The organism is Gordonia sp. NB41Y (assembly GCF_030718915.1).
Classification (GTDB): Bacteria; Actinomycetota; Actinomycetes; order Mycobacteriales; family Mycobacteriaceae; genus Gordonia; species Gordonia desulfuricans.
This window is the reverse complement of sequence record NZ_CP132196.1, coordinates 2,213,782-2,229,439: the sequence shown is the minus strand read 5'-3', so window position 1 is coordinate 2,229,439 and position 15,658 is coordinate 2,213,782. Positions and strand designations below refer to the sequence as shown.

The window sequence follows — 15,658 nt, the reverse complement described above, 5'->3', positions numbered from 1 at the left end:
GTGAAACTACTCAGATCACCTGAGTACTTGACCGTCGGGGACCCGGGGACCAGGGCAGACGGCGGTCAGGACAGGCCGTGCTCCATGGCATAGCGGGCCAGTTCGACCCGGTTGCCCAGCTGGAGTTTCCGCAGGGTGGCGCCGATGTGGTTCTCCACGGTCCGGGGGCTGATCGACAGCCGTTCGGCCACCTGCCGCGACGAGAGGCCCTTGGCCACATGCCGCAGCACCTCGGTCTCGCGCTCGGTCAGGGCCGGGGCGTCGGGCTCGGGGGAGCGCGCCATCCGACGGTACTCACCGAGCACCAGCCCGGCCAGCCCCGGGGTGAAGACCGGTTGTCCGTCGGCGGTGGCCCGCACCGCCGCGATCAGCTCCGACTTCTGGGCACTCTTGACCAGATACCCGGTGGCACCGGCCTTGATCGCCTCGAGGACGTCGTCCCGCTCATCCGACGCCGACAGGATCAGCACCCGGGAGCCGGGGCTGCCCGCGATCACCGCGCCGGTGGCCACCGCGCCCGTGCCGTCGGGTAGGTGCATGTCCATCAGCACCACATCCGGTCGGCAGGCGGGGGCCAGGCGGGTCGCCTGGTCGACGCTGTCGGCGGTGGCGACCACCTCGAAGCCCTCGTCGGCGAGGTCCCGGGCGACGCCGTCGCGCCACATCGGGTGGTCGTCGACCACCATCACCCGGATCGGGGCGGGCGCTGCGGTCTCCGGTTCGGTCACGGTGCACCGTCCTTGTTCGTTCGGGGAGAGTTCGTTCGGGTCGGGGTCGTCCGCGTCGCGATCGGGATGGTCAGCTCCCATTCTGTGCCCGCACCGGGTGCCGTTTCCAGGTGTGCGGTGCCACCGAGCTGTTCGATCCGTCCGACGATGGATCGCGAGATCCCCATCCGGCCCTCGGCGACGGCGGCGTCGAGGCGGCCGTCGGGAATGCCGACGCCGTCGTCGCGCACCGACAGCACGATCTCGTCGTCGAGGTCCTCGAGCAGCATGAACACCCTGGTACCGGCGCCGGCGTGCCGGTCGGCGTTGTCGAGGATGTTGCGGACCGCGGCGACGATCTGGGCGACCGACGATGCGGCGAGCGGCACCGGGTCGGGCGGCGCGCTCACCGACACCGACTCGGTGACGAGTCCGCGCAGTGCCGCCGTCAGGTCGACGTCCGCCGTCGGCGCGGGGAGGGCCGTGTCGGTCGCCGGGATGGCCGGGCTGTCGGCGATCAGTCGCCGGAGTCGTCGTTCCTGCTCGGCGGCGAGATCGGCGAGCTCGGCACTCGGTCCGCCGATCTCCCGGCCGCGGCGGGTGATCAGCGCCAGCACCTGCAGCACGCCGTCGTGCACCTCGCGGGCGAGCCGTTCGCGTTCGGCGGCCGCGGCGGCCACACGCACCGCGGCGGTGAGCTTCTCCGCCGACACCCGGGCACGGGTGGCGGCCATCCCGACGGCGAGTCCGGCGGCGACGATCAGCAGGATGGTGGCATTGCGGCCGAAGTTCAGCATCAGCTCACCCTTGACATAGAAGTTGGTGAGCCCGATCACCAGGCCGCCGGCCACGCCCCACCACGGGCCGCCGAGCAGCGCCGCCGACAGCATGCCGTTGGCGCAGAACAGGGTGGTGGGCCAGGTCTGGTTGCCGGTGACCCAGGCGTCGTCGGCGACGTACGACGTCGACAGCATCATCACCACGAACACCGACAACTCGATGGCCACGAACCACCAGCGTCGTCCGAAGCCGACGAGATAGCCCGTCGCCCACCACACGTTGGCGGCGGTGAGCAGACCGAAGAGCGCCCACGTCAGGCCCGGACGGGTGAGGTCGGCGTCGATCGCGATGAGGAACCCGAGGGCGTAGACGAACGACACCAGCCGGAAGATCTGCGCGGCCCGCCACAGCGGGGCGACCGGATCGCGATCGTCGTTCACATCTCCCATCCTCTCTCATCCGGTCCGCTGACCAGCGTGTTTCAGACATGAGTGAACTTCGCTCAACTTTTTTCGAGAATCGGGAATGATCCGCGCAGGACACCGGTTGTACCCTTCGAGAAACCTGAGTCATCAAGACTCAACTTGAGTTGACCGCGCCGACTCGACCCGGTAGGACATTGAGTCGGACGCACTGAAGTCGAGTCCTTGGCCCAGGTTTGCACAAACCACTCCCCGCGGTGGTGCACCAGCTCGACCCGGGGCCATGACTTGGGTGCATACCCGGATACATAGGAGGAATCGCAAAGATGTCTCGTGCTGTCGGAATCGACCTCGGCACCACCAACTCCGTGGTCGCCGTCCTCGAAGGTGGCGAGGCCACCGTCATCGCCAACGCCGAGGGCTCCCGGACCACCCCGTCGGTTGTCGCGTTCGCGCGCAACGGCGAGGTGCTCGTCGGGCAGCCGGCCAAGAACCAGGCGGTCACCAACGTCGACCGGACCATCCGTTCGGTCAAGCGCCACATGGGTGAGGGTGACTGGACGGTCGCCATCGACGACAAGAAGTACACCCCGCAGGAGATCAGCGCCCGCACGCTGATGAAGCTGAAGCGCGACGCCGAGGCCTACCTGGGTGAGGACGTCACCGACGCGGTCATCACCGTGCCGGCATACTTCAACGACTCGCAGCGTCAGGCCACCAAGGAAGCCGGTCAGATCGCCGGCCTCAACGTGCTCCGCATCGTCAACGAGCCCACCGCCGCGGCACTGGCGTACGGCCTGGACAAGGGTGAGAAGGAACAGACCATCCTGGTCTTCGACCTCGGTGGCGGTACCTTCGACGTCTCGCTGCTCGAGATCGGCGACGGTGTCGTCGAGGTCCGTGCGACCTCCGGTGACAACAACCTCGGTGGTGACGACTGGGATCAGCGCGTCGTCGACTGGCTGGTCGAGAAGTTCAAGAGCACCAGCGGCATCGACCTGACCAAGGACAAGATGGCCATGCAGCGTCTCCGTGAGGCTGCCGAGAAGGCCAAGATCGAACTGTCGGCATCGCAGTCGACCTCGATCAACCTGCCCTACATCACCGTCGACGCCGACAAGAACCCGCTCTTCCTCGACGAGCAGCTGTCGCGCAGCGAGTTCCAGAAGATCACCTCGGACCTGCTCGAGCGCACCCGTGCGCCGTTCACCGCGGTGATCAAGGACGCCGGCATCTCCGTCGGCGACATCGACCACGTCGTGCTCGTCGGCGGTTCGACCCGTATGCCCGCCGTCACCGACCTGGTGAAGGAACTGACCGGCGGTCAGGAGCCCAACAAGGGCGTCAACCCCGACGAGGTCGTCGCCGTGGGCGCCGCTCTGCAGGCCGGCGTGCTGCGCGGTGAGGTCAAGGACGTGCTGCTGCTCGACGTCACCCCGCTGAGTCTCGGTATCGAGACCAAGGGCGGTGTGATGCACAAGCTGATCGAGCGCAACACCACCATCCCCACCAAGCGCTCGGAGACCTACACCACGGCCGAGGACAACCAGCCGTCGGTGCAGATCCAGGTGTACCAGGGTGAGCGTGAGATCGCCTCGCACAACAAGCTGCTCGGCAGCTTCGAGCTCGGCGGTATCGCACCGGCCCCGCAGGGTGTCCCGCAGATCGAGGTGACCTTCGACATCGACGCCAACGGCATCGTGCACGTCACCGCCAAGGACAAGGGCACCGGCAAGGAGAACTCGATCCGCATCCAGGAGGGCTCGGGCCTGTCCAAGGACGAGATCGACCGGATGATCAAGGACGCCGAGGCGCACGCCGAGGAAGACCGCAAGCGTCGTGAGGAGGCCGAGACCCGCAACCAGGCGGAGTCGCTGGTCAACCACACCGAGAAGTTCCTCAAGGACAACGAGGACAAGGTCCCGGCCGAGGTCAAGACCAAGGTCGAGGCGTCGATCGCCGAGGCCAACGAGGCCCTCAAGGGCACCGACATCACCGCGATCAAGTCGGCCATCGAGAAGCTGTCGGCCGAGTCGCAGGAGATGGGTCAGGCCATCTACGCCGCATCGGCCGCCGAGGGTGGCGACGGTGCAGCCGCAGGTGACGCCTCCGGTTCCGCCGACAGCGACGTCGTGGACGCCGAGGTCGTCGACGAGCCGACCGGAGACAACAAGTGACGCAGGCGGACCCGCACGGTCCGGCCGGTGACGAACCGATCACCGTGACCGACAACCGACGGGTCGACCCGGAAACGGGTGAGGTCCGCGGCCAGGGTGAGTCCACCCCGGCGGACGGGAGCGATTCGGCTCCCGCCGCCGGGGCGGCCCCTGCCCCGGAAGAGTCCGCCACCGCGGCGTCCGACGAGGTCGCCGAGCTCACCGCGGCACTCCAGCGCGAGCGTGCGCAGTTCGCCAACTTCAAGCGGCGTTCGGAGGAGGAGAAGCAGGGCCGGGTGGCCTACGGCAAGCAGGTGCTGATCGAGAAGCTGCTGCCGATCCTCGACGATCTCGACCGTGCCCGCGAGCACGGCGATCTCGAGACCGGACCGCTGCGCGCGGTCGCCGACAAACTGGCCGGCACCCTCGACTCCGAGGGCCTGGTCAAGTTCGGTGAGTCGGGCGACGAGTTCGATCCGGATCTGCACGAGGCCGTCCAGCACGACGGCAGCGGCGCCGAGCCGGTGATCGGTTCGGTCTACCGCAGCGGATACCGATTGGCGGACAAGGTTATCCGGACCGCCATGGTGACCGTCACCGATCCGGTCCCGGCAGCCGGTGACGCCGCAGGCAGTGGTGCATAATCACCTGCACACCCTTTCGGTGGTGCGCTGACGCCGACCCCGGCGCGCGCACCACCGAAACCGGTACAACCGAAGACCGGCACGACAACAGACACAACTTCATCCAGACACGTTCATATCGAAGGAGGTGACGTCTGGTGGCTCCGCAACGAGAATGGCTCGAGCGGGATTTCTACAAGGATCTGGGCGTTGCTTCTGACGCTTCGTCTGAAGAGATCAAGAAGGCTTACCGCAAGCTCGCCCGCGAGCTGCACCCCGACGCCAATCCCGGGGACACGAAAGCCGAAGAACGATTCAAGCGGGTGTCCGAAGCGCACAGCGTGCTCTCCGATGCCGACAAGCGCAAGGAGTACGACGAGACCCGCGCGATGTTCGCCGGCGGCCGATTCCGCGGTGGCGGCAACGGTTTTCCCGGTGGCTTCCCCGGCGGGGGCGGCGGAACCCGGTACTCCACCGACAGCGGCGCCGACTTCAACATCGGCGATCTCTTCGGCGGCGGTGGCGGCGAGTCCGCAGGCGGTTTCGGTGACCTGTTCGAGGGCCTGTTCAACCGCGGCGGTGCCGGTGGTGGCCGGGGTACCTCCACGGCGACCCGCCCCCGGCGTGGCAACGATCTCGAGACCGAGACCACGCTGACCTTCACCGATGCGGCATTGGGTACGACCGTCCCACTGCGGGTGACCAGTCCGGCCCCCTGCACCACCTGCCACGGCAGCGGTGCCAAGCCGGGCACCAGCCCGCGGGTCTGCCCCAACTGCAACGGTTCGGGATTCGTCAGCCGCAACCAGGGCGCCTTCGGGTTCAGCGAACCCTGCCAGGACTGCCAGGGCACCGGCTCGCGGATCGACGATCCGTGTAGCGACTGCGACGGCAGCGGCGTCAAGGTTCGCGCCCGCACCATCAACGTCCGTATCCCGGCCGGTGTCGAGGACGGCCAGCGTATCCGGCTGGCCGGTCAGGGCGAGGCCGGACGCCGCGGCGCACCGTCGGGCGACCTGTACGTCGTCGTCCATGTGACCCCGGACCGGGTGTTCACCCGCAATGGTCACGATCTGCGCGTCCAGCTGCCCGTCTCGATCTCCGAGCTGGTGCTCGGCGCGACGGTGTCGGTGCCGACGCTCGACGGCTCGGTGGGCGTCAAGATCCCGCCCAACACCACCGACGGCCGTACCCTCCGGGTCCGCGGGCGCGGTGTGCCCAAGCGGGCCGGCGGTGCCGGTGACCTGCTGGTGACCGTCAAGGTGGAGGTTCCCCGCAAGCTCGACGACGCCGCGGTGGAGGCCATGAAGGCCTACGCCGAGGCCGAGCGGGCCGGCGGATTCGATCCACGGGCGGGCTGGGGGCGATGAACCATGGCCGCAGTACGCAAGAACCGGAATGACCCCAACGCCACCTTCATGATCTCGGTGGCGGCCGAACTGGCCGGCATGCATGCGCAGACCCTGCGCACGTATGACCGGCTGGGGCTGGTCACCCCACAACGCACCAGCGGCGGCGGGCGACGGTACTCCTCGCGCGACGTCGAGGTGCTGCGCGAGATCCAGCGACTCTCCCAGGAGGAGGGCGTCAACCTCGCCGGCATCAAACGCATCATCGACCTGACCAATCAGGTCGACGCCCTGCAGCAGCGCGTCCGTGAGCTGCAGGGCGAGGTGGAGGCGCATCGGTCACGACGCGGGGGCGAGCTCGTCCCGGTGCCGCGGACCAATGCGCTGGTGGTGTGGCAACCACGCCGCCGGCGCGGGACGGAGTGAGGCGGGCCGACCCCACGGTCGCCGGCCCACACGCCGGCCCGACCCGGCCGGCCCCAAGCACGTTCACAGCAGATCCGATCCTCAGGTGGCCTGTCGCCGCCTGAGGATCTCGCGTTAACCTGTGGCGTTGACGAGAGGTCGTGGGCAAGCGCGGCCGGGAGAGGAGAAGACGGGTGAGCCAGCCTGCGGAGTTCTCCGTCGCCGAACCGGCCGTGTTGGGCGTGTCGGTGCTCGGCGAGGAGATCGCGATGGTGGTGCGTGACGCCACCGGCGACATCGTGGCCAGCAATCTCGTCGAACTCACCGATGGCGCCCCGGCCTCGGCGGCCGCGGCCTTCGCCGATCTGGTCGAGTCCGCGCCGTTCCGGGTCGCCGACATCGTGATCGCCTGCGCCCGCGACGACGTCCGCGCCCACCTCGAATCGGTGATGCACGGACCGTCGGCGCCCGCCTGGGCGTCGTCGGTGGGCTTTGTCGACCTGCCCTCGGTGCTCGCCCAGGCCGCGCGCCGCGAAGCCGACGGTGTGGTGGTCGCCGTGGCCCTCGACGGCTCCGGTGCGGTGGCCGCGGGCCGGACCATCGCCCTGGTCGACGCCTCGCACGGGACCGCGGTCGAGGCTCTGGAAGTTCCTGTCGGACAACAGGTCCCGGTGACATACCCGGAGGGTCTGCAGCCGCTCGCCGACTATCTCGCCGCATCGTCGGTGCCGCGTGTGGTGTGTGTCGGCTCCGGCGCCGACACCCCCGGTGTGGTGGGCGCGATCGAGTCCGCCGGCGTACGGGTCACCGTGGTCCCGGCACCGGTCTTCGCCCTGGCGCAGGGAACCACCCAGCTCCTGGCCACCACGACCCACCGGATCACGCCCGCTGTCGGCGCCGCCGCACCCGTCCCGGTCGCCGCGGTTGCTGCCGCCGTACCGCCCGGTGCGGCGCCCACGGCACCGGCCGACCCCGCCCTCCTGGCCACCGCGCCGACCACGAGTTCTGCGCGCGGACGGACCGGCTTCGGCCTGCGGTGGTGGGCGATCGGTGGTGCGGCCGGCGTCGCCGCCCTGGTCTGCCTGACCGTGCTGGTGGCACTGTTCACCGGCGACGACGGGACCAGTCCGGCCGCCACCACCTCCACCGTGACCGTTCCGGGTACGACGGAGCAGGTCACGGTCACCCGCACGGTGGCCGGTGACGCCGCCACGGTCACCGACGAGCAGACCGTCACCCGCACCGTCACCGCCTCACCACAGACCCGGACCACCGAGCGCACGGTCACCGAGACCGTCACCGAGACCGCCGAGGCCACGGTCACCGCCACCGAGTCGGAGACCGTCACCGAGACGGTGACCGAGTCACCCCAGGGCCAGAGCGGCGGATTCGGCCCGCAGGAATAGGGCCCGGGGTTCGCCGGATCTCAGTACCCGGATCTCAGTACTCGGATCTCAGTACATGGGGTCGTGCTGGATCAGGCTGGCACGGACCCCGGCGATGATCAGGCCGCGCCGGGTGTTCTCCACCATCCCCGGTGACCCGGTGATCAGCGTCTGGTGGTCGTCCCACGGTCCGGCCGCACCGACGACGTCGACGAGCCGGCCGATCTGGTGCTCGATCCCCAGGTCTGCCGGGGCCACGGTCCCCTCCAGCCACCACGGGTCCTCGGCGGTCTCCGACACCGCGGTGATCCGCAGCCACGGGTTGGTCGACGCGATGCGTCGCAGCACGGGCAGGTCGTACAGCTCGCCGGGGTGGCGGGCACCGTAGAAGACATGTGTCGGCGGGGCATCGGCCCGCGCCGACATCTCGATGAGCAGGGCCCGCAACGGGGCCAGCCCGGTTCCCCCGGCGACCATCAGCACCCGACGATCACGATCGACGTGCAGGGTGCCGTGTGCCTGGGCGAGGGTCCACACGTCACCGATCCGGGTCTGCCCGACGATCGTCGTGCTGACCGGGCCACCCGGCACGGATCGGACGTGGAACTCGAGTTCGCCGTGCGGGTTCGGCGGGATCGCCGGGGAGAGGTTGCGCCATTCCCGTGGCCACTGCGGGATCTGTGTCTCCAGGTACTGGCCGGTGTTGAAGCGCAGCGGCGACTGTGTGGTCAGCCGGACCACGGCGAGATCGCGGGTGATCCGGAACTTCTCCACCACCTGCGCGGTCCACGTCGCCGGCCCGACCGCGGTCTGGGCGGCTCCCCGCATCACGCCGGTCACCAGCATCATCGCCTGGCCGACGGTCCGTTGCGCCTCGTCGTCCCAGTAGGTGCCCAACAGGGCCGCGAACTCACCCATGAGCGCCTGATACATCGCCTGGTAGTTGTCCGCGGTGACCCCGAACTTGCGGTGGTCGCGGCCGAGCTGCGCGAGGAACTCGACGAGCTCGGCCTGACCGGTCTCGGCCGGGATCACCTCGAGCACGTGGTCGATCACGTGATAGAACGCCTTGCGCTGAGTGGTCATCATGGCCCCGAACAGCTCCCGGAGATCGGGGTCGATGGCGAACAGCCGGGTGTAGATGTTCGTCGAGAACCGTTCGGGATCGCGATTGACCAGTTCTCGCAACTGGTGCAGCACATGGCGCGAATGGTTGGCCACGCCGGCACCTCCACACACTCTCGGATCCCACGATCGCGCCGGCGAACTCCTGCGGTGCTCGCACGGATCCGTCGGCGCGGGTCCCATTCTGCCCTCATCCCCCGTCCGGATGACGAATGGCCTGCCGCGCCGGGTGTCGTACATGTGACCTGGACAGGTGTGGCAGGGTGGGAAGAGTGACGACGCTCGACGGCCTGATTGACGGGATCGTCGACACCCATGTCCAGCAGTGGAATCCGCGCCGCAGTCCGCGTCTGGGCCGGCGGATGTCACGGGTGCAGCGGGTTGTCCCGCGTTTCGGGGACAGGGTGTTCTCGGTGGTGTCCTCTCAGGCCGAGCGCGAGTATCTGCTCACCCCGCGGCTGGTGGCACGCGCGTACGAACCGCGGCAGTACTCCAACGACGTGGCTGCGGTGTCCGCGGTGTGCGGGGTGCCGATCGAGTCGGTCGTGGTCACCGACGCCTACACACCCCTCGACGAGGGCGAGTACCCGCCCGACGACCACTGCGTGGCCGAGGTGGACTATCTGCTGGGATTGCCGTTCGGGACGGCGTCTGCGCCGGCGCTCGGGGCGATGATGGTGCGCGGCAATCCGACGCTGGACGGGTTCGGCGAGCGCCTCGACTCCCAGCTGGCGGTGTCGGACCGGATCCGGGGTATCCAGATCAATGCGAGTCGCCATCCGGATCCGAAGGTGCGCGACGGGTGTCAGACCGATGGGCTGCTGGCCACCCCGGCGTTCCTGCGCGGGATGGAGGCGGTGGCCGGGCGGGGCCTGGCCGCGGAGATCTTCGTCTACTCCCATCAGCTGTACGACGTGGTGACCGTGGCCCGGGAGTATCCCGACACCACCATCATCGTCGACCATCTCGGCTGCCCGGTGGGGGCCTTCGGGCCGGTCGGGCTGCGGACCGGTACCACCGCCGCGGCGCGCGCCGACATCCTGCGATTGTGGCGGGAGCGGATGACGTCACTGGCCACCCAGACCAACATCGTGATCAAGCTGTCGGGTCTTGCCTTGCCGGTGCTGGGATACGGTAGCGAGCCATGGGGCAACATCGGTGCGCGTGACACCCTCACCCACATGGTCGGTCCGCTGGTCAAACATGTTGTCGCGCACTTCGGTTCATCCCGGGTGATGTTCGGATCCAACTTCCCGCTGGACAAGCCCAATGCGTCCTTCGAGATGGTTGTCGGGAGTCTGCTCGACGTTCTCGAACCCTGGGGTGAGCACGTGCTGCGCAGCGTGTTCCGGGAGACCGCGCGGAAGGCCTATCGCATCGGCGACTGACCTGTCGCACAGTCGTTTCCCGTGCACCGCACCGGCCCCGACGAGCATCGGGCCCCGACGATCTCAGCGACCGCGGAACCATCCGGTCCGTGATGGACGCTCCTCGGGTACGGGGACGTCGCGCAGGGTGCGGATGACGATGTCGACGAACTCCGCGCAGTGCTGGTATCGGTCCTCGGGTTTCTTGGCGAGCGCCTTGGCGAACACCGAATCGAGCGACGACGGCAGCCACTGTCGACGTCGGGTGAGTCGGGGCGGGGTGTCGCGGAGGTGGGCGTAGGTGATCGCGAAGGCGGTGCTCCGGGGGAACGGCGGCAGGCCGGTGAACAACTCCACCAGGCTGCACGCGAAGGAGTAGATGTCGCTGGCCGGTGAGAGTTGTTGGGCCTGAAGTAGTTCCGGAGAGGCGTAGGCGATGGATCCCTGCACGCGGCCGTTGCGGGCCAGGGGTCGGGTGTCGTCGAGCAGTTGGGCGATCCCGAAGTCCGACAGGAGCATGCCGGCGTCGTCGGAATCGGAGGTCAGCAGGATGTTCGCGGGTTTGACGTCGCGGTGCAGGACGTCGCAGGAGTGGGCGTAGTCGAGCGCCTCGCCGATCTGTTGGGCCAGCCGCAGCACCATCGGGACCCGTGGCTGCCGGTTCTCCCCGGGGATCAGCGACACCGCCGACGGGCCGGCGGCGTACTGCATGGCCAGCCACAGGGTGTGGGGGCGTCGGCGGCCGTCGGGGTCGCGCTCGGTCGAGGCGGGATCGGCGGACTCGGCGATCTCACCGCTGGCATACATCGACGCGACGTGCGGGTGGTGCAGCAGGGAGGCGATCGAGTACTCGCGTTCGAAGCGCTCGCGGGCGCGTGCCGCGTCGGCGCCGTGGGTGTAGAGCACCTTGAGCGCGACGGGTGTCGCGTCGCCGGTGCGGTGGGCGCGGTAGACGTCGGCGCTGCTGCCGTGTCCGACCATCGTGTCGACGATGTAGTCGGCCACCGCGTCGCCCTGTCCCAGCACGCGTCCAGATTAGTGCGGTGTCAGCCGGAAGATCGGGAACGCGCGTCCCTCGGCGGTCTCGGTGTACTGCGCGAAGCCGTCGGAGACCGCCAGGAACAGCTGCCATGCCTGCTCGCGCTGCACCGGATCGAGTTCGGTGGCCCGCGCGGTGTAGGTCTCGACGCCGACGTCGCCGGGCCGTTCGACGGTGACCTCGGGGTGCTTGCGCAGGTTGTGCACCCAGGCCGGGTCCTTCGGTGAGCCGGCTGCGCTGCCGACGATCAGCCGGCCCCCGGATTCCTCGGGGATCGACATCAGCGGGTTGATGCGCTCGGCCCCGGACCTGGCGCCGACGGTGTGCAGGAGGATCAGGCCACGACCGAAACCGGCTGTGGTCACGGTGCCGTTGTTGGCGCGGAACTCGTCGATGATGGTGGTGTTGAAGTCACTCACGGCTTCCATGGTGCCACTTAGGGTGTAGTCCATGAGCGATGTTGACCTGAGTGAGTTGATTGCCGACCTTCCCGCGCAGATGGTCGTCACCGACCCCGATATCCTCGCCGGATATCGCCAGGATCGCGCTCAGGACCCCGACGCCGGCACCCCGCTCGCACTGATCCGAACCACCACCACGGCCGAGGTGCAGACGGCTGTGCGCTGGTGTGCGGCCAACAAGGTGCCGCTGATCACCCGCGGTGCCGGCACCAGCCTGTCCGGTGGTTCCACCGCGGTCGACGGCGCGGTGATGATCTCGACGGAGAAGATGCGCGAGTTCACCATCGACACCGCCACCCGCACGGCCGTGGTCCAGCCGGGGTTGCTCAACGCGGAGGTCAAGGCGGCCGCGGCGGCCAACGGACTCTGGTATCCGCCGGACCCGTCGTCGTTCGAGATCTGTTCGATCGGCGGGAACGTGGCGACCAATGCGGGCGGACTGTGTTGTGTGAAGTACGGAATGACCACCGACTACGTCCTCGGTCTGCAGGTGGTGCTGGCCGACGGTCGCGTCATCCGCCTGGGCGGCAAGCGGCTCAAGGACTCCGCGGGTCTCTCCCTGGTCAAACTGTTCGTGGGCAGCGAGGGGCTGCTCGGGATCGTCACTGAGGTCACGCTGCGACTGCTCCCACCGCAGGCGTCGGCCTGCACCGTGGTCGGCACCTTCGCCTCGGTGCGCGAGGCCAGCGAGGCGGTCCTCGCGATCACCGCTCGCATCCGTCCGGCGATGCTCGAGTTCATGGACGGGGTGTCGATCAACGCCGTCGAGGACATGCTGCGGATGGGTCTCGACCGTGAGGCGGGTGCGCTGCTGGTGGCGCAGTCCGATGCCCCCGGCCCGGCCGGTGTGGCCGAGGTCGCGATCATCCGGGAGGCCTTCGAGTCCCACGGTGCCGCAGATGTTTTCGACACCGACGATCCCGCCGAGGGGGAGGCGTTCACCGCCGCGCGCCGTGCCGCGATCCCGGCCGTGGAGAAACTCGGTTCGCTGTTGCTCGAGGATGTGGGGGTGCCGTTGCCTGCGCTGCCCGATCTCGTCGACGGCGTGGCGGCGATCGCCGCGGGGAACCGGGTGATGATCTCGGTGATCGCGCATGCCGGCGACGGCAACACCCATCCGCTGATCGTGTTCGATCCCGACGACGCCGACGAGCACGACCGTGCCCAGCGTGCCTTCGGTCAGGTGATGGATCTGGCGATCTCGTTGGGCGGCACCATCACCGGCGAGCACGGCGTCGGCCGGCTGAAGAAGGGCTGGCTGCCCGACCAGCTCGGCCCCGACGTCATGGAACTCACCGCCACCATCAAGCACGCCCTCGATCCGGAGGGACTGCTCAATCCGGGTGTGCTGCTGTAGGTCTCACCCCGGCGGCTACCGGCCCGTCCAGTTCGGTGCGCGTTTGGTGACGAAGGCCAGCACGCCCTCCATCGTGTCCTGGCTGATCAGCAGGTCGTTCAGCACCGCCGGGGTGGTCGCGCCGATGGCCTCGACCGGGTCGGGGATCTGCTCTGCGGCGGCCATCGCGGCCAGCGAGGCCCGCACCGCGGTGGGTGATCCCGCCAGGATCTCGGCGGCCACCGCACGGGCGACCTCGAGAGACCGTCCGTGCTCGGCGATCCGGCTGACCAGGCCGATGCGGTGTGCCTCGGCGGTGTCGATGCGGCGGCCGGTGAGGATCATGTCGCGGGCCAGTGCCGGGCCGAGGGCGCGCGGTAGCCGCACGAGGCCGCCGGCTGCGGCGGCCAGGCCCACCTTCACCTCGGGCAGCCCGAAACTCGCCTGCTCGTCGGCGACGATGATGTGGCAGGCCAGTGCGATCTCCAGGCCGCCGCCGAGTGCGAGTCCGTTGACCGCGGCGATCACCGGTTTGGGCATCGTGGGCCGGGAGGTGAGACCGCCGAAACCGTTCTTGGGGACCGCGAGCAGTGCGTCACCGGCCATGTGTGCCAGGTCGTTGCCGGACGAGAACGCCTTGTCGCCGGCGCCGGTGAGGATCGCCACCCACAGGTCGGGGTCGGCGAAGTAGGCGTCGAAGATCTCGTCGAGCTCGGCGTTGGCCTTCGGGTTCAACGCGTTCCGGGAGCCCGGACGGTCGATGGTCACCTCCAGTAGGTGACCCTCGCGTCGGATCCCGATGTGCTCGTAGGCGTCTCGGAATCGGTGGGTGGTGACCGGGAAGAGTTCGGTCATCCGTTCCTCCGACACCGCCACTCGGTTGCCGTGGGCGAACGACCGGACGAACACCGCGGTGCCGATCGGGTCGTCGGCGGTGGCCAGGCGGTCGAGTAGTTCCTCGTCCGCGTCGGCGACATTCGCGATGAAGCGGCGTCCGGGATCGTTCGGGGTGTCGTCGTCGAGCCGGCCGATGACGATCGTCCGCCGACGTCCCTTCCGGTCGGGTGGGGTGATCGTATAGGTCTCGATGGTGGCGGTGCCGTCGGCGTCGTGGCAGTCGTCGACGCCGGGCGCCGCGTCGAGCTCACACTGGCGCCGTGCATCGTCGGCGGCGTGCCAGGCGACCGGGTCGGTGGAATAGATGCCGACCGAATACTTGCTCAGCACACCGCCGTTCGCGGCGACCAGACCGAGTGTTCCGGGACGTGCACGGACGCGGCCGGCGATCTCGGCGATCGCGTGCATGGAGTAGTTGTTCCCGGGACCACCGAAGTAGGGCAGGCCGCCGGTGACGGTGAGACCGCGCGGGTCGTCGGCGGACAGTCCGAATGCGTCGCACACGGTGAACACCGCGATGGGGAAGCAGCTGTAGAGGTCGAGGAAGGCGATCTCGTCGAGTTCGGTGCCGGCCATCTCGAGGGCCGCTCCGAGCGCTGCGGTGGCCGCGGGCCCCTGTGACAGGTCGGGACGCTCCATCAGCGGGCGTTCCCGCAGGTCCGAGTGGCCGTGCAGGAAGACACATCTCGCCGGGTCGATCCCCAGCGCCCGTGCCCTGCCGACGGACATCAGGATCACCGAGGCGGCCTGGTTGACCTGGTCACGCGAGACCAGCAGTCGGGTGTACGGGTCGGTGAGCGCACGATTGCCGTTCGTGGTGTCGAGCAGTTCGTCGGCGGTACGCGATTGTCGGGACGCCGCATGCGGATTGGTGGCGGCGACCTGTGACATCGGTGCGAACAGCTCGGCCATGGATCGCGCGTACTCGGTGCGGGACAGTCCGATCCGGTGGCGCCGTGCGTTCTCGAGCAGCGCGTACTGCAACAGTGGTTCGATCAGGTGATGCCGGGCCTCCTGAGCGGTGGTGAGTCCGGCGAGCCCGAATCCCCGGTCCTCGTGTGAGCCGTCGACGTGCTCGGCGAAGTCCGGCCGATCCTCCGCCGCGAGTTCCGACATCGCGTGCCGCACCGTCGAGATCACCTCGGCGCCGACGATCACCACACCGTCGGTGCGGCCGTCGGCGATCCGCTGGGCGAACTCGGTGACGAGTTTCTGCGGGCTCTGGCCGCCGACCACCTCGGTGATCGCGGTGGCCGGATCGAGTCCGGTGCGGGCGGCGACGGCGCGCGGCATGTTGTCGGGGCGGCCGAGCGGGGCCGCCGACAGCGGGCTGGACACCTCGAACGACCGCACCGCGACCACCGTGTCGATCTCCGCGGCCACCGACGCCGGATCGATTCCGGTGTCGGCGAGTGCCTCGCGGACCGCCTGCGCGGCGAGGTCGGCCTCGCCGAGCCCCCGGTAGTCGGGGTCGGTCAGGCGTTCGGAGGCCTGACCGACGCCGATGAGCACGGGCGTGCGGGGATCGAGCTCGTCGAGCGATACACGCGGGGCCACCGGGCGCCTCCTCCGGGTTGTGACACAGGTCTCGGTGATTGTGTCATCC

At 69.0% G+C, this 15,658-nt stretch carries 13 protein-coding genes; 7 read left to right on the top strand and 6 right to left on the bottom strand.

Annotated features, from left to right (window positions below):
- Positions 1–65: 65 nt before the first annotated feature.
- On the bottom strand, positions 66–686 hold the full coding sequence (locus tag Q9K23_RS09590; RefSeq protein WP_053776294.1) for a response regulator transcription factor: 621 nt from the start codon (positions 684–686) through the stop codon (positions 66–68).
- Between the two features lie 38 nt (positions 687–724).
- Positions 725–1,936, bottom strand: a complete 1,212-nt coding sequence (locus Q9K23_RS09585) for an ATP-binding protein (RefSeq protein ID WP_082365702.1) — start codon at positions 1,934–1,936, stop codon at positions 725–727.
- 299 nt (positions 1,937–2,235) lie between these two features.
- Between Q9K23_RS09585 and dnaK the strand changes: the two genes are divergently transcribed.
- The 5 genes from dnaK (at position 2,236) to Q9K23_RS09560 (ending at position 7,848) form a co-directional block, all read left to right on the top strand.
- Positions 2,236–4,086, top strand: a complete 1,851-nt coding sequence (gene dnaK, locus Q9K23_RS09580; protein ID WP_020790090.1) for a molecular chaperone DnaK — start codon at positions 2,236–2,238, stop codon at positions 4,084–4,086.
- A complete protein-coding gene (gene grpE / locus Q9K23_RS09575) occupies positions 4,083–4,709 on the top strand; it encodes a nucleotide exchange factor GrpE (RefSeq protein ID WP_053776290.1) in 627 nt (208 codons plus the stop codon). Before dnaK ends, grpE begins: the two co-directional genes overlap by 4 nt.
- Before the next feature lie 137 nt (positions 4,710–4,846).
- On the top strand, positions 4,847–6,058 hold the full coding sequence (dnaJ, locus tag Q9K23_RS09570) for a molecular chaperone DnaJ (RefSeq protein ID WP_053776289.1): 1,212 nt from the start codon (positions 4,847–4,849) through the stop codon (positions 6,056–6,058).
- Positions 6,059–6,061: 3 nt separating this feature from the next.
- Positions 6,062–6,463 carry a helix-turn-helix transcriptional regulator gene (locus tag Q9K23_RS09565; RefSeq protein ID WP_053776288.1) on the top strand — a complete coding sequence of 134 codons (402 nt, stop codon included), beginning with the start codon at positions 6,062–6,064 and terminating at the stop codon, positions 6,461–6,463.
- A 173-nt stretch (positions 6,464–6,636) separates the two neighbouring features.
- Positions 6,637–7,848 carry a hypothetical protein gene (locus Q9K23_RS09560; protein ID WP_305950485.1) on the top strand — a complete coding sequence of 404 codons (1,212 nt, stop codon included), beginning with the start codon at positions 6,637–6,639 and terminating at the stop codon, positions 7,846–7,848.
- A 48-nt stretch (positions 7,849–7,896) separates the two neighbouring features.
- On the opposite strand, the gene Q9K23_RS09555 is transcribed toward Q9K23_RS09560, so the two are convergent.
- Positions 7,897–9,048, bottom strand: coding sequence for an FAD-binding oxidoreductase (locus Q9K23_RS09555; protein ID WP_020790001.1), 1,152 nt, complete (start codon positions 9,046–9,048; stop codon positions 7,897–7,899).
- 176 nt (positions 9,049–9,224) lie between these two features.
- On the opposite strand from Q9K23_RS09555, the gene Q9K23_RS09550 reads away from it, so the two are divergent.
- Positions 9,225–10,340 carry an amidohydrolase family protein gene (locus Q9K23_RS09550; protein ID WP_020790000.1) on the top strand — a complete coding sequence of 372 codons (1,116 nt, stop codon included), beginning with the start codon at positions 9,225–9,227 and terminating at the stop codon, positions 10,338–10,340.
- 63 nt (positions 10,341–10,403) lie between these two features.
- Here Q9K23_RS09550 and Q9K23_RS09545 read toward each other — a convergent pair whose 3' ends face one another.
- Both Q9K23_RS09545 and Q9K23_RS09540 read right to left on the bottom strand, forming a co-directional pair.
- On the bottom strand, positions 10,404–11,345 hold the full coding sequence (locus Q9K23_RS09545; RefSeq protein WP_020790004.1) for a serine/threonine-protein kinase: 942 nt from the start codon (positions 11,343–11,345) through the stop codon (positions 10,404–10,406).
- Between the two features lie 9 nt (positions 11,346–11,354).
- A complete protein-coding gene (locus Q9K23_RS09540) occupies positions 11,355–11,777 on the bottom strand; it encodes a nitroreductase family deazaflavin-dependent oxidoreductase (RefSeq protein ID WP_053776293.1) in 423 nt (140 codons plus the stop codon).
- 31 nt (positions 11,778–11,808) lie between these two features.
- Between Q9K23_RS09540 and Q9K23_RS09535 the strand changes: the two genes are divergently transcribed.
- Positions 11,809–13,176 carry an FAD-linked oxidase C-terminal domain-containing protein gene (locus Q9K23_RS09535; RefSeq protein WP_020790006.1) on the top strand — a complete coding sequence of 456 codons (1,368 nt, stop codon included), beginning with the start codon at positions 11,809–11,811 and terminating at the stop codon, positions 13,174–13,176.
- Positions 13,177–13,191: 15 nt separating this feature from the next.
- Here Q9K23_RS09535 and Q9K23_RS09530 read toward each other — a convergent pair whose 3' ends face one another.
- A complete protein-coding gene (locus Q9K23_RS09530; RefSeq protein ID WP_053776287.1) occupies positions 13,192–15,609 on the bottom strand; it encodes an acetyl-CoA acetyltransferase in 2,418 nt (805 codons plus the stop codon).
- Positions 15,610–15,658: the final 49 nt, after the last annotated feature.

Bases quoted from the DNA above. Each gene is read 5' to 3' on its own strand.
- Q9K23_RS09590 (WP_053776294.1), bottom strand. From the start codon at position 686: ATGGTGGTCGACGACCACCCGATGTGGCGCGACGGCGTCGCCCGGGAC.
- Q9K23_RS09585 (WP_082365702.1), bottom strand. From the start codon at position 1,936: ATGGGAGATGTGAACGACGATCGCGATCCGGTCGCCCCGCTGTGGCGG.
- dnaK (WP_020790090.1), top strand. From the start codon at position 2,236: ATGTCTCGTGCTGTCGGAATCGACCTCGGCACCACCAACTCCGTGGTC.
- Q9K23_RS09565 (WP_053776288.1), top strand. From the start codon at position 6,062: ATGGCCGCAGTACGCAAGAACCGGAATGACCCCAACGCCACCTTCATG.
- Q9K23_RS09535 (WP_020790006.1), top strand. From the start codon at position 11,809: ATGAGCGATGTTGACCTGAGTGAGTTGATTGCCGACCTTCCCGCGCAG.